This is a genomic window from Fusobacterium ulcerans ATCC 49185 (genome assembly GCF_900683735.1).
Lineage (GTDB): Bacteria > Fusobacteriota > Fusobacteriia > Fusobacteriales > Fusobacteriaceae > Fusobacterium_A > Fusobacterium_A ulcerans_A.
In genome coordinates this window covers 743,650-756,298 of sequence record NZ_LR215979.1, presented here as the reverse complement: position 1 = coordinate 756,298, position 12,649 = coordinate 743,650, and the positions used below count along the sequence as shown (strand labels likewise).

The window sequence follows — 12,649 nt, the reverse complement described above, 5'->3', positions numbered from 1 at the left end:
AGATTATCTTACAACCTTTTCTAAGATTTTTATCTCTTTAACTGCTGTATCTATTCTTACCTTTGCTCCCATAGGTAATGTAATCATAGGTTCACTGTGACCAGATTCAAAATTATATACCACTGGCATTTTTAAATCTGAAAGATAATCTTTGAATACATCCATTAAACACATATCATTCTCAGAATCTGTTGGGCAGTTTCTGAAATCTCCCAGAATAATTCCATTTATTTTTTCAAAAACCTTAAATTTTTTCAACTGGTTCAGCATTCTGTCAATTTTATATGTCTTTTCACCAATTTCTTCTAAGAAAAGGATTTTCCCATTATAATCTACATCATATTCAGTTCCAAGACTGGCTATCATTGTAGCTAGGTTTCCTCCTACTATTCCTCCTTCTGCCCTTCCTTCAGAAAGCACTCCTAATTCTTTAGTGAAATTTTTTAATACTATTTCATCATTATCATTCATAAGTACTTCTTCAAAACTTCTGTAAGTATCTTGATTATATTCTCCAGAGAAATTACTTACAGCCATAGGCCCATGGAATGTTACAAGCCCTGTCTTTTGAAAAATAGACATATGCAGAGTAGTTATATCACTATATCCAATAAAAACTTTAGGATTTTTTTTAATAACTGAATAATCTACCATTTCAACAAGTCTGTTGCATCCATATCCTCCTCTCATACATATTATTCCATCTATATTAGAATCAGCAAAAAAATCATTTATATCCTTTACTCTTAGCTCTTCTGGACCAGCATATGAATACCATCTGCTTTTAGTACTTTCTCCAAGAATAACTTTAAACCCCATTTTTTCAAGATTATTTTTTGCACTTTCTACTTTATCAATAGAAGTAAAGCTTGCTGGTGCAATAATACCCAAGGTATCACCTTTTTTAAGTTTATTTCCTAACACACTACCACCTCAAAATTTTTATCTAAACATTAAATTGCAGATCCATACTGCTGTTAGCAGTCCTGCTAAATCTGCTAAAAGTCCTGCTGCTACTGCATGTCTTGTCTTTCTTATACTTACTGCTCCAAAATATACTGCCAGTACATAAAATGTTGTTTCTGTTGATCCCATCATTGTTGAGGCTATTCTTCCTATTAATGAATCTGGTCCATATGTCAGCATAAGATCATTCATTATTCCTGTTGCTCCTCCTCCTGACAATGGTCTCATTATTGCCATTGGTAATACTTCTCCTGGCATTCCTATCATTGAAAATATTGGATCCAATACTTTCATCATTATATCTATACATCCTGAACTTCTGAATATTCCTATTGCTACCAGCATTGCCACTAGAAATGGTATTATTCTTATTGCTGTTGTAAATCCTTCCTTTGCTCCCTCACAAAATACTTCATATACTCTTACCTTCTTTACAAAGAATGCATATCCTACTATTATAAATATTATCATTGGTATTGCATAAAGCGATATTTGATTCATTATCATTACAAACATTTTCTATTCCTCCCTCTTCTGTTTTATCTCTTAAATTTCTTCTCTTTTAAATGATGGTAACTTTTGCAGAATTTTGCAAGCTATTATTCCTACTGCTGTTGATGCTATTGTTGCAACTATTGTTGGTGCTATAACCTCTGCTGCATTTGCTGAACCTGCTGCTGTTCTGTATGCTATTACACTTGAAGATATAAGAGTTACAGATGAAGTGTTTATTGCTAAAAACATTACCATTGCATTTGATGCCTCATCCTTATTTGTATTCAGTTCCTGTAATTCCTGCATGGCTTTTATTCCTAATGGTGTTGCTGCATTTCCTAATCCAAAGAAGTTCGCTGCCATATTTGCTACCATACTTCCCATAGCTGGATGATCTGCTGGTACTTCTGGAAACAATCTTATCATAAGAGGCTTCATTGCTTTTCCCATAGCCTTTACTAATCCTGCTTCTTCAGCTATCTTCATAAGTCCAAGCCACAATGCCATTACACCTACCAGTCCTATTGATATCTCCACTGCTGTTCCTGCTGACGATATTGCTGAGTCTGTCACTGCCTGAATCTTTCCAGTAAATATAGATACAACCACTCCAATAATTATCATTCCACACCAAATTGCATTAATCATAATCTTTCCTTCCTCCCGTTTTAAAATATTTTTGTATTTTCAATAAAATATTTTATACTTCTTTATATACTCCACAATAAAATAAAAAACAAATATCTGTTTTCTATATTCCCAATATCATTCTTATATATACTCTAAAAAAAATTTACAGAATATATATAAATAAGATACTATTATTTATGTGAAAAACCTATATAAATAAAATAAAATATATTCATTCATATGATTTATGATTTTTAATTTAAAATAAAAAAAATCACAGTCAATGCTAAACTGTGATAAATGCAATCATAAAAATAATATTATTTATAAATAAAATAATATCATCAAAATTATCGTTCCCACAGATAGCACTCCATTGATAATCAATGACAGTAATATAGATATTATCTATACTCCCAACAAAAGAGCATGGCTTCTCTTCTATTTCGGCAAAATTCCCTTTCTAACTATCTCAAAACATCTGCCAGACTAAATAGTTATACTTTTGTTTTCTGCACCTCTATCTAAATCAATATTATAGGATTGAGTATACTCTATACTCCAAATTTTGTACAATATATTTTATATATATTTTCTAATAAAAAAATAAAGATAGCCCAACATGAAATTTTTCATTGACCTATCTTTATTCCAATTTTTTATTAATATTTAATTTTAATATAAAGAGAACATGTTTGTTATTTCTTCTTTTTCAAATAATTGTTCAGCTACATCTTTGAAAACTTCTTTATCTCCATTAATATAAAATTCTATTCTTCCCTTTTTGTATCCCTCTCTCAATAAATCTTCCTGTCCCAAAACTCTAAATAATTCTATTGCACTTTCAACTGAAGAATCAACAATTTTTTTACTAAAGAATTTTTTTATATCATTTAAAATAAAGGGATAATGTGTTCCTCCTAGAATTAATGTATCTGCTGTATCAGGTATCTGGCATAAATAACTTTCAAGTACTTCAATTCTATCAGGATAATTTTCCCAGCCTTTTTCCAACATTGTGCACAATGCTTTACATGAAATTTGATACACCACTATATCTGGGTCTATTTCTTTTATATTTTTTTCATATACATTAGATTTTATTGTAAAGGCTGATCCCATAACAGCTATTTTTTTCTGCTTACTTTCAAGTATAGCAGATTTTACCCCTCCCTCTATCATTCCAATTATTGGAATATTATATTGAGATTTAAGAAAATCTAAAGAAGCAGCTGAAAATATGCTGCATCCTATAACAACAGCTTTACAATTATTTCTAATAAGAAAATCCATTATTTTTGCACTAAGGTTCTGTATATCTTCCTTGCTTTTTTCACTATATGGATTGTTTTTCCAATCTCCATAATAGATTATATTTTCCCTTGGAAGTAATTCTCTTATTTTTTTTAAAATAGTCAACCCACCTATTCCAGAATCAAAAATTCCTATAGACGACTCTTTATTCATAATTTATGCACCTCTTTCCCAAAACACTATATTAAATTATACCTTTTTATTTATTTTATGACAACTAGAAATTTATTTTTTTATTTGTTTTTCAAAATATTTGTTGACAGAATAATCATATATGTTATAATAATATTGTCATAGGACATTTCCTTAAATTACATTTTAATTTCTACGAACAAAAGCTCTCACTCTCAAGGGAGCTTTTGTTGTATGTTTGAGAGAAATATATTATTTCATTTTTGTTATTTGTGACCAACGCGTGACCAACCACCTGGTACATATATTTTTTCTTTAGAATATTAGTGTACCATTTTTTCAGTATATTGATAAAAAATATAAAATATTAATTTGATTATAAAACTGTTAGAATATAAAAGACCTCATGAAAATATTATGAAGTCTCTTATATTATTCAATTGGTAATTTCTAATAATTAAAAATAAAAAAACCTCTTAGATTAGTCCTTAGAGGTTTTTTATTTATCATGCTTATATCATTCAATTAACTTATATCATTCAATTAAATTTAAATCAATAGTTTATTTTCTTATAATTTTTCACTCACTTGTAAACGTTTATTTCTTCTTATCTTCATAAAAAAATCTTTAATTATTTCAGGAGTTAATTGATTATGATTCTGAATAGTTTCCAAATACTTATCATTCTCAGGCATAGTAATTGAATTGAAAAAAGTCCCAATAAAATAGTACTTATGATTTGCCATATTGGTAGTAATTCTTTCTTCTATTTTTAAATCTCTATTATCAACAACACTTCCATTATATCTTGTATATCCTCCCTCTATTTTGTGCAAAGGAACTATCTCATCATCATTAATTTTAGCAACATGAGTATGTGGCTCTCCATCAATTATATATGGATCTATCTTGTCTGTTTCTATAATCAAGATATCATCATATAAACTGTCACCTAGTTTCCCCCATATTTTAATTATTTTTATTTCCCCCATATTTAATAAAAAATTTCCTGTGTCTATTTTTTTCAGCCATTCAATTCTATTATTTAAAATTCCTGTATTAAAATATAAAGTTTTATTATTTATTTCTTCAAGTTTTTCTATAATAGTTTCAATTTCCTTTTCTGATTCTGTACAATATGGTCCATCTATGTAGAATTCGGGAACAACGGATCTCAAAACCATATTAAATTTCGTCATTTCTTCAAAAGGATCTTTTTCTCTATCTAAAGATCTAATTTCATCCAGATGATCATTCAACTCTTCTATTGTTTGATATCTCTCTTTTGGATCATCTCTTAAACATTTATCAATAATTATATCAAAATATTCTGCTTCCCCTTCTGGAAATACTTCTGTTAATCTTTTTCTTCCAGTTCCTTTAGTTATTTCTCCAAAAACAAACCAATATAATATTAACCCAAAAGAATATATATCAGTTGCTAAAGAGGTATGAAAAGGCGGTTTTACTTGTTCAGGAGCATAAAATTCAAAATTTGCTAATCTTTCTCCATCTTTTGTTAACCCAACCATAGGAAAAGTATTTTCATCAGCAAAATGTGCAATTCCAAAATCTGCTATTTTATAATTCTCATTTTCATCTATAAGAATATTTTCAGGTTTTAAATCTCTATGAATTATTTCAAATTCCTCTAAAGAAGATAGTGATTTGGATAAATCAGAAAATAGTTTTTTCAAATCTTTAAACTCTATTTTTGAAAGTTCTTTCCTTTTCATTTTTAATGATTTACAATACCTTTTCATCAAGATATAATTATAAGTATATTTTTTTGATCCCTCTTCTATATCAATTGTTTCATAGTGAAGATTATTTACTATATTTATTAATTCATCTTTTACCATACTGATATTAATATATTCACTTTTAAATCGATCCAATTTTTTTTTATCATTTGTTACTAAAAACTTTATAGCAACAGGAACTTGGTTATTAATTTTTCCAGAATATACTAACCCATTAGCTCCCTCTCCTATTATTCTTAAATCAGAAATTTCACTGAATAAAGTTTCAATCTTATTTTTTTCTTTTAAATAATTCCTTAATATTTGTTTCATATTTTATCTCTCCCATATTTGTTCTTTATTTAATTATTATATATTTAGCTTTTAAAGTCAAGTAAATAAAAAAATGGGACTTTTCCCACTTTTATTATCTATATTTACTTTTTATTTCTTCATCTATTTCTATATTGCTCTAATGCTACTTTTAATTTTGTAGGAATGGGTATTCCTAATATTGCTGCATTCTCAAGAATTGATAAAAATTCAGTTGCTACATAGAACATCAATACCAACGACCTAATACCTACATCATGAAGTATCAAATCCATTTGAGAAGCACCTACCACAATAAGTAATACTGTTACCTTTTTCTTTATGCCTCTATATGATACATTGGAGTTTATATTTTTATTTTTATACCCCTTCATAATTCCAGTTATAAAATCTATAATCATCATTACTAAAAGAGTTTTTATCAATATGTCATAACCTCCCATTAAGTAGATAGTCAAACTTAAACAACCACTACCTAGATATAACCCCCATGTTTTTATTAAATTTATCATTCTCAACTCTCCTTTACAATTTGATTCCTGCTTTTAATCCTCCAACTAAATTAGAGTTTCCTCTAAAATCTGTTCTTCCTTCAATATATCCTTCTACATATCCTTTACTATTAATATCTTTTTGCATTTCTCTTGCTACTTTTAATATATCTTTTGTAGCTCCTGTGGTTGCTGTTTTAAGGATTTCATTTACTATTGTGAGTTGTTTATCCTTTGACTTTTTAAACTCCTCTTGTAGTGCTTTCAGAACTTTTTCTATTAAAGAAATGATAAATTTTTCAGATATAATCCAGGATATATATACTGGTATTCTCTTTTTAAATTCTATAATAGCATATTCAAGTTTTTGTTTCCCCTGACCTGATGCAAATCCTTCCTCTGCTCTTGTTACCACATAACAGGCTATTACCCATAAAGTTTCTTTTTTATACTTGTATAAGTAATATGTCCCCATCATAACTAGGATAATTGTTATTATTAAAAATAATGTTTCTTTATTCATATCTTCCTCCTTTGTATAGTCTAGCCTCTCTCTTTCTTCTAGGTAGTAATATAGGTTTTCCTCCTGCTAGCCTCCACTGCTTAAATTGAAATTCTATTTCCTCAATAGTAGCATTTGCATTTATCTTTTTTACTAGAGTACTTTTAGAAAAGTTTCCAACTCCTATATTAAAAGCCAGACTTATTAAAGCGTCAAATTGGTGTTGTTCAAGTGGAACTTTGATATAAGTGTTGACTGCTTTTTCAAAACGGCTTAAATCAGCTTTTAAAAGCTCTCTTGATTTTTCTTTTGTTATTACCATTCCTTCTTTTACATCTGCTCCTGTGTGTCCTACCCCTATTGTCCATACTCCTGCTGCACACTTATATGCTTTTAATCTTTCTCCTTCTTCCTGGATTAAAAATTTAATTCCTCCTTCACTCATTTTCATTTTATCTCCTTCCATCTGCTATCTGTGGCAGTTCTTTTAATAATTCTTCTAGTGTAGGTATTCCTCTTTTCTCTGTTAATACATCTTCAAGTATTGTATATGCTTTATCCCATGTGCTATCTCTCCAATCTAGCAATGTTCTACTGTCATTTTTAAATCTTTCTACTTTAGAATCTATATAACTTGCAGCATTAAATACACTATCAAATCCATATGTTTTTGCCTTATTGTCCATATATTCTTGCAATTTATCCATAAAATATTTTTCTATCTCTTTTAAAGTTGCTATTTCTTCCCATTCCCCTTTTTCATTATCCCATATTGGCTTTATCATTCCTTCTGGTATTTCTATCTGTTCTATTCTTCCATTTATATATACTTCTCCTACATATAAATCTCTATCTCCTCTTTCTAGTTTTTCTTCTTCTGTTGCCTCTCTTACTGTGTTACCTTCTTCTACATAAGTTATATAGTGTGGTAAATCTTCCCCAATGTACAAGCAACATCTATCCCTATATTTAATTTTCGTTTCATTTTCACTTAAAGCCTTATCTGATACTTCATAAACCAGTGCTATTCCTTTTTTTGCTTCTTCTTTACTTAAATAAATATATTTTTTATTCACTTCAATCACTCCTCTAATCTTAACTTGTTCTTCTCCAAATATTAACTACTAGATATGGTGGCATATTATTAAAAGCTGTTCCTGAACCTGTATATCCTACTGTTATTGCAGGTTGAGCACTTCCTGTATTATCTCCTCCTGCTCCTCCAGTTGCTTGTGTTCCTATTGCATTATATCCAGCATTATAGTTAGAAACTCCAGCTCTATTTCCTCCCTCATAACTTGTTACAACATGGCTATGAGCTGGTTGTGTATGAGCATGAGCCGATTGTGTCGCACTATGTGTATGTGATGGAAGGTTAGCTACAGTAAGAACGGATGTTGTGCTTCCAGCAGTAGTCCCTACAACATAAGAACTACTAGATCCTAATAAAAACCTTCCTTCTATTTTTTCCCAAGTTGTCCCTATCCATTTTACTGCAGGATTTTGACTACTTGTAGTAAACATAATATCCCCAATACTATAAGGGCACATAAAAGAATAATTTTTAGTATTAATTATTCTTTCCCATTTAATATTTTTTACTCCTTTTTGAAAACATCTTGTATATTGTTCTCCAACACTATAATAAGATACTGCACTTTGATATACATAATTTGAATGAGTCCACACCTTCACTAATGCCGAATCTCCATATGGTGCATTTGCTGCTGGAGAGCTGCTTACACTTCCTGTTAGTATATAAAATCCATCTTCTGTTAGTTCATCATAGTCTCTTATATCATATCTCATTTGATACTTATCTATTTTTCCACTTATGTCTACAGCAGGATTTCCATGTAAAAATCCATTTTCATCTATTTTTAAATTTGTTCCTACTTTAATTCTTCCAAACTGTGTACTGGATGCAGTTTTAAATATTTCATCATCTACTAAGAGCAAGTTATCTGTTATATGCTCTTTAACTTTTACATAATCATTTGGTTCTGGCAATTGCATTTTTAAATTTTTTGATGTTATCATTGTCCCCCCTTTATGCTATTTCTGCTCTTTGATAAAGCTCATCCCAAGTAAATGGTTCTAATTCTCCCCATCTATAAGGAGATAATTCTCCCCAAGTTCTATACCTAAATACAACAGTGTATGTAAGATGTGCTGGCTTGATAATCTCTATTGTTTCTTTGAAATCATCCATATTAGGAGGAATCCCTATTATACCTGTAAAAATAATTTCAAATAAATATTTTTCATTATGTTCCACAACTTGAACTTCCCCATTTGTAAAAGCATTTCCAACTCTTACAATCATTTCTTTTGTTGTAGTTCCATAACTTCTAAGTTTAGAAATTAAATTTTCTCTTCGTTCTTGTATATTCGTAGTTTCATCCCCAACAGGTAATCCGAAAATCCTTTCCCAAATTGGTAATGACCAAGTAGCAGTATAAATAAAGAATTGTTTTAGTACATCTTCACTTGTAAAATCAATAACTTCTAGTTCACTTTGAATAGTTTTTTGCAATACTACTATTTCTGCTATAGTTCTATAATATTTTGGCATATGCTGCATAAGTCTTTTGGCCTCCACCTATATCACTTCCTTCTGTAAAGTTATTGATGCAAGCTCTGGTATCTCTTCTTCTTGTAAATCGATATTTAATACCCCATCATTTAACTGCAAATCACTATAATCTACTACTCCCTGTACATTTAAAAGTGTATTTCCTACCTGTGCATAACTAACATAATTTTGATTAAACCCAATTTTTTTAAAGTATTCTCTAACCTCTTCCTCAAAATCTTTTTTTACTTCTTCAAAATCAACATTTTTAGAAATTTTCACAATTCCTGTAATTGCTATTCCTTTATTTATAGCACTTTTAACTGTTACAGTTGCCCCAATTGGTCGTACTTCCTCTAAATAGTCTCTTACTCTTTGCTGCAACTCCTCATCTGCTGCTTGGATATCTACATTTACTATAACCACTTTCACTGTTCCTGGTCCTGCCCAAAGTGGAAAAACCTTAACTCCTCCAACTCCTTCTACTTCTAAGCACCATTTTTTATAATGGTAAATATTTCCTGATGTAACTGGCTCCCTGACTTTAAAATAATACCTTTCTCGCAGTTCATTGTCTTTCTCTCCATCATACCCATCTGTAGTTGCTAGCTTATTTGTAACTCTTTGTAACCCTGGAATTGTAACTGGAAAATTTACTATAGTTTCTGCTGGTATGTTATATTCTGATCCAGCATTTTCACTTTCAATAGGTACTAATATCTCTCCCTGTTCTGGAATTTCTTTTTCTTCTGTAGTTAAGTAAATATATGTATCTGAAGCAACTTTTGTTCCTATTGTAATCACAGTTCCTATTGTTCCTTTTATTGTTACAAAACCTTTACTCTTTGTAGGTTGTCTTCTGAAAACTCCTACCTCTTTAGCTATATTATCCAAATATTCCCCTTCAGCAGTTTCTGCAAAAGAATTGAGAAATATATAATCTAATTTTTGATAGAGTTCTTCTAATTCTATGCTTACTGGTGCTAAATTATCATAAAACAGTCCCCCTTCTGTTCTATCATATTCCTCATTTACATTCCTGAGCATCCCATCTAATATCTCTTTTTGTTCTTTTTTTATTATCATAAATAACCCTCCCACTCAAATTCTTGGAAGTCCTTTAACACTACTGTAAATTTAGTTTCCAATGTATGTTTTATTAGTTGTATGTCTATGTTTTTTATTTCAATAATTTGTTTATTTTTTAATATTGTTTCTTTCAGCTCTCTTATGAATTCACTATATAAAACAGGAGTTGGAAATCTTTGTCCTTGTAAATTGGCTTTATAAGTCATTCCATATTGATTAATTCCATTACCTTTGTAAATATTCCATTTATATTTCTCTGTCAAAAGTACTTTTTCTAGCCACATCCTTACAGCTCTTTCATCATCTGTTTTAATTAGTTTTCCATTTTTTCTTAACATCTTCCCTTTTTTGAAATCGATTAGAAAGGTTTTTCCATTTGTTTCTTTTTGAATCTCTGCTACTTGTTTTGAATAATCAATAAAATTTATTTCTGGTAATATTCCCATTCAAGGCTCACCTCCGGAGCATAATTAAATACATCAACTACAAAAAATTTATCTTCCTCATAGTTAGGTATTACTAAAACATACATTCCAGGAATTAAATTAAATACAGTCTGCAGTATAAATTTTCCTTTAGTTTTATTTTCTTTTTCATTTGTTTGTTTTGGGATTTTTATATCAACACTTTCTGTCTTATCATTTGATGGTAAAGGTAAAGTAATAGGCTTGAATGGGGTCCATGTTCCAGTCTCCATAAAGGAACTTTTCATGTTTTCAATACTATTACCCATACTTTCAAAGTCCTTTATTGTGCATTCTATAGCTAATCTATTTGTAATAGCATTAGAAAGATAAATCTTATCTGCATCTAAAATCCCATAACCGCCTAATAATTCAATTGATATATCAGGAAGTGGCCTTAAAATTTTTCCTAAGACTGCTCCAATAGGCTTTGGGTTATCTCTTTCTTTAAATTTCTCTGCCATAGCTATATCCCAAGCTTTTTGATTATCACTCATTCCTGATACACCTCCAACTTTAGTTCTGATTTGTGAATTCCATTTTGTACTATATGATTGCTTTCCTTTATTAAATATTCCCCTTTTAAATTGAAAAAAGGTATTTCTAAATCAATTACTCTGCCACTTTTCACTTTATCATCCCCTAAGATAGTGATAGAAAAATTTTCAGTAATTCTATTTAATTTTTTTAACTCATTCTTTGCCACAAGTTTTGCTTTTTTATATTCCTTTTCATCAAGTATTACAACCTCTTGCAACATTCCATACTTTTTAATACTTTCTTGATCCTGTTCCTTTCCTACTGTTCTCACAGCTTCTTTATCTGCTGTTATTACCAAGACAGAGTTTTTCATGTCAATAATAGATTTATTTAAAGAAACATTACCTACAAAATCAGCCACATTAACAAAGTGATTTTTATGTAGCTCATACTGCCCTGTTACCTTTATTTTTTTAAAAGACCCTACTTTCAATATCCCTTTATCCATTTCAATAAAAAATTTCTTGGAATTGTGTTGTGAGCATTGATTAATAATGTCATAAATCACTTCTGAAACAGCTTTATCTTTATATATTTTATCTATCTTAGTATCTAACCCAGAAACTTCAACTTTAATTCCAATTTCTTCACATAAAGATTTTACACATTCATTTCCTATCATTTTTTTAAATTGTCTAATAACTGTAGATTTATTTAAATACCAAGCCATATCATATGCCACAAAGTTTGTTGTTTTTTCATTTAAATTTTCTGATACAATAATAGCTTGAAGCAAACTTTCACCTTTACTATTTATGAGCTGTACATTATCCCCAAGTGTGATATCCCAGAGAAAAGAAAAGTTTTCATCATGTCTATTTACTGCCACATCAAAATTTAACTCTACTCCTAATGTATCAACACTATCACGCCAATTTAGATTTGCTGTGTAAGCTGTTATATCCTTATCTTTTACAATAATTTTATACATTGTTATCACTTCTTTGAACTGGCAAAACATATTCTTTTATTTCCAGTGTGTATGGAATATCTCCAGCTTTATCTCTTAATGCATAAGTAAACTTATATCTGCAAAGCATATTTAAAACTACTTTATATCTATCTACTACAATTATCCTGATTGGGATTTTTAAATCTCTATATTTTTCTAAAAAATCAACATACTCTTGCATGTCTTGGTATCTTACCCAACTCACAAAACTATATTTCTTGCTAGGAAAAAAAGAGGAAAAGGAAAAACTTCTTAATCCTTTTCCTCCTATTAAATTTAAAACAGATCCATCTATCGTTTGAAATTCTTCATCAGTAGTTTCACAAATAATTGGCTCAATTCCCTGAACTACAGGGATTGTGATTGTTTCTTGTTGGCCATTTTCATTTTCTGCTATAAATATAATATCCAAACCCTGCACCT

16 protein-coding genes and 1 riboswitch are annotated in these 12,649 nt (G+C 29.7%); all 16 genes read right to left on the bottom strand.

The genetic code is table 11. The features are described 5' to 3' along the window. Window positions 1–3: 3 nt before the first annotated feature. The 16 genes from E0E45_RS03500 to E0E45_RS03425 all read right to left on the bottom strand — a co-directional run bounded on the left by E0E45_RS03500 (window position 4) and on the right by E0E45_RS03425 (window position 12,647). Complete coding sequence (locus E0E45_RS03500) at window positions 4–924, bottom strand: S66 peptidase family protein (RefSeq protein WP_130889881.1); 921 nt, start codon at window positions 922–924, stop codon at window positions 4–6. Between the two features lie 18 nt (window positions 925–942). Continuing rightward, complete coding sequence (locus E0E45_RS03495; RefSeq protein ID WP_130889880.1) at window positions 943–1,482, bottom strand: spore maturation protein; 540 nt, start codon at window positions 1,480–1,482, stop codon at window positions 943–945. A 30-nt stretch (window positions 1,483–1,512) separates the two neighbouring features. Next, a complete protein-coding gene (locus E0E45_RS03490) occupies window positions 1,513–2,109 on the bottom strand; it encodes a nucleoside recognition domain-containing protein (RefSeq protein ID WP_130889879.1) in 597 nt (198 codons plus the stop codon). Between the two features lie 340 nt (window positions 2,110–2,449). Further along, a riboswitch (Lysine riboswitch) is annotated at window positions 2,450–2,622 on the bottom strand. A gap of 144 nt (window positions 2,623–2,766) precedes the next feature. Then, window positions 2,767–3,558, bottom strand: coding sequence for a glutamate racemase (gene murI / locus E0E45_RS03485; protein ID WP_130889878.1), 792 nt, complete (start codon window positions 3,556–3,558; stop codon window positions 2,767–2,769). A 549-nt stretch (window positions 3,559–4,107) separates the two neighbouring features. Continuing rightward, window positions 4,108–5,613: a protein kinase domain-containing protein gene (locus E0E45_RS03480; RefSeq protein WP_130889877.1), complete on the bottom strand. Its 1,506-nt coding sequence runs from the start codon at window positions 5,611–5,613 to the stop codon at window positions 4,108–4,110. A gap of 119 nt (window positions 5,614–5,732) precedes the next feature. Then, the gene (locus E0E45_RS03475; RefSeq protein WP_130889876.1) at window positions 5,733–6,125 is read right to left on the bottom strand and encodes a phage holin family protein; all 393 of its coding nucleotides are present in this window, start codon (window positions 6,123–6,125) and stop codon (window positions 5,733–5,735) included. 13 nt (window positions 6,126–6,138) lie between these two features. Then, on the bottom strand, window positions 6,139–6,627 hold the full coding sequence (locus E0E45_RS03470) for a hypothetical protein (RefSeq protein ID WP_130889875.1): 489 nt from the start codon (window positions 6,625–6,627) through the stop codon (window positions 6,139–6,141). Then, window positions 6,620–7,057, bottom strand: a complete 438-nt coding sequence (locus E0E45_RS03465; protein ID WP_130889874.1) for a lysozyme — start codon at window positions 7,055–7,057, stop codon at window positions 6,620–6,622. The genes E0E45_RS03470 and E0E45_RS03465 overlap by 8 nt, the downstream gene beginning before the upstream one ends. 1 nt (window position 7,058) lies before the next feature. After that, entirely contained in the window at window positions 7,059–7,682 is a 624-nt protein-coding gene (locus E0E45_RS03460; protein ID WP_130889873.1) for a hypothetical protein, read from the bottom strand. 19 nt (window positions 7,683–7,701) lie between these two features. After that, on the bottom strand, window positions 7,702–8,646 hold the full coding sequence (locus E0E45_RS03455) for a phage baseplate protein (protein WP_130889872.1): 945 nt from the start codon (window positions 8,644–8,646) through the stop codon (window positions 7,702–7,704). 10 nt (window positions 8,647–8,656) lie between these two features. Then, entirely contained in the window at window positions 8,657–9,208 is a 552-nt protein-coding gene (locus E0E45_RS03450; RefSeq protein WP_130889871.1) for a putative phage tail protein, read from the bottom strand. Then, window positions 9,209–10,267 carry a baseplate J/gp47 family protein gene (locus E0E45_RS03445; protein ID WP_130889870.1) on the bottom strand — a complete coding sequence of 353 codons (1,059 nt, stop codon included), beginning with the start codon at window positions 10,265–10,267 and terminating at the stop codon, window positions 9,209–9,211. After that, window positions 10,264–10,716, bottom strand: a complete 453-nt coding sequence (locus E0E45_RS03440; protein ID WP_130889869.1) for a DUF2634 domain-containing protein — start codon at window positions 10,714–10,716, stop codon at window positions 10,264–10,266. Before E0E45_RS03440 ends, E0E45_RS03445 begins: the two co-directional genes overlap by 4 nt. Further along, window positions 10,695–11,231 (bottom strand): DUF2577 family protein, encoded by a 537-nt coding sequence (locus E0E45_RS03435; protein WP_130889868.1) that lies wholly within the window; start codon window positions 11,229–11,231, stop codon window positions 10,695–10,697. Before E0E45_RS03435 ends, E0E45_RS03440 begins: the two co-directional genes overlap by 22 nt. Beyond that, window positions 11,228–12,205, bottom strand: coding sequence for an XkdQ/YqbQ family protein (locus tag E0E45_RS03430; RefSeq protein WP_130889867.1), 978 nt, complete (start codon window positions 12,203–12,205; stop codon window positions 11,228–11,230). Before E0E45_RS03430 ends, E0E45_RS03435 begins: the two co-directional genes overlap by 4 nt. After that, on the bottom strand, window positions 12,198–12,647 hold the full coding sequence (locus E0E45_RS03425) for a phage portal protein (protein WP_232044049.1): 450 nt from the start codon (window positions 12,645–12,647) through the stop codon (window positions 12,198–12,200). Before E0E45_RS03425 ends, E0E45_RS03430 begins: the two co-directional genes overlap by 8 nt. Window positions 12,648–12,649: the final 2 nt, after the last annotated feature.

Bases quoted from the DNA above. Each gene is read 5' to 3' on its own strand.
- E0E45_RS03495 (WP_130889880.1), bottom strand. From the start codon at position 1,482: ATGTTTGTAATGATAATGAATCAAATATCGCTTTATGCAATACCAATG.
- E0E45_RS03490 (WP_130889879.1), bottom strand. From the start codon at position 2,109: ATGATTAATGCAATTTGGTGTGGAATGATAATTATTGGAGTGGTTGTA.
- murI (WP_130889878.1), bottom strand. From the start codon at position 3,558: ATGAATAAAGAGTCGTCTATAGGAATTTTTGATTCTGGAATAGGTGGG.
- E0E45_RS03480 (WP_130889877.1), bottom strand. From the start codon at position 5,613: ATGAAACAAATATTAAGGAATTATTTAAAAGAAAAAAATAAGATTGAA.
- E0E45_RS03475 (WP_130889876.1), bottom strand. From the start codon at position 6,125: ATGATAAATTTAATAAAAACATGGGGGTTATATCTAGGTAGTGGTTGT.
- E0E45_RS03470 (WP_130889875.1), bottom strand. From the start codon at position 6,627: ATGAATAAAGAAACATTATTTTTAATAATAACAATTATCCTAGTTATG.
- E0E45_RS03465 (WP_130889874.1), bottom strand. From the start codon at position 7,057: ATGAAAATGAGTGAAGGAGGAATTAAATTTTTAATCCAGGAAGAAGGA.
- E0E45_RS03455 (WP_130889872.1), bottom strand. From the start codon at position 8,646: ATGATAACATCAAAAAATTTAAAAATGCAATTGCCAGAACCAAATGAT.
- E0E45_RS03445 (WP_130889870.1), bottom strand. From the start codon at position 10,267: ATGATAATAAAAAAAGAACAAAAAGAGATATTAGATGGGATGCTCAGG.
- E0E45_RS03440 (WP_130889869.1), bottom strand. From the start codon at position 10,716: ATGGGAATATTACCAGAAATAAATTTTATTGATTATTCAAAACAAGTA.
- E0E45_RS03435 (WP_130889868.1), bottom strand. From the start codon at position 11,231: ATGAGTGATAATCAAAAAGCTTGGGATATAGCTATGGCAGAGAAATTT.
- E0E45_RS03430 (WP_130889867.1), bottom strand. From the start codon at position 12,205: ATGTATAAAATTATTGTAAAAGATAAGGATATAACAGCTTACACAGCA.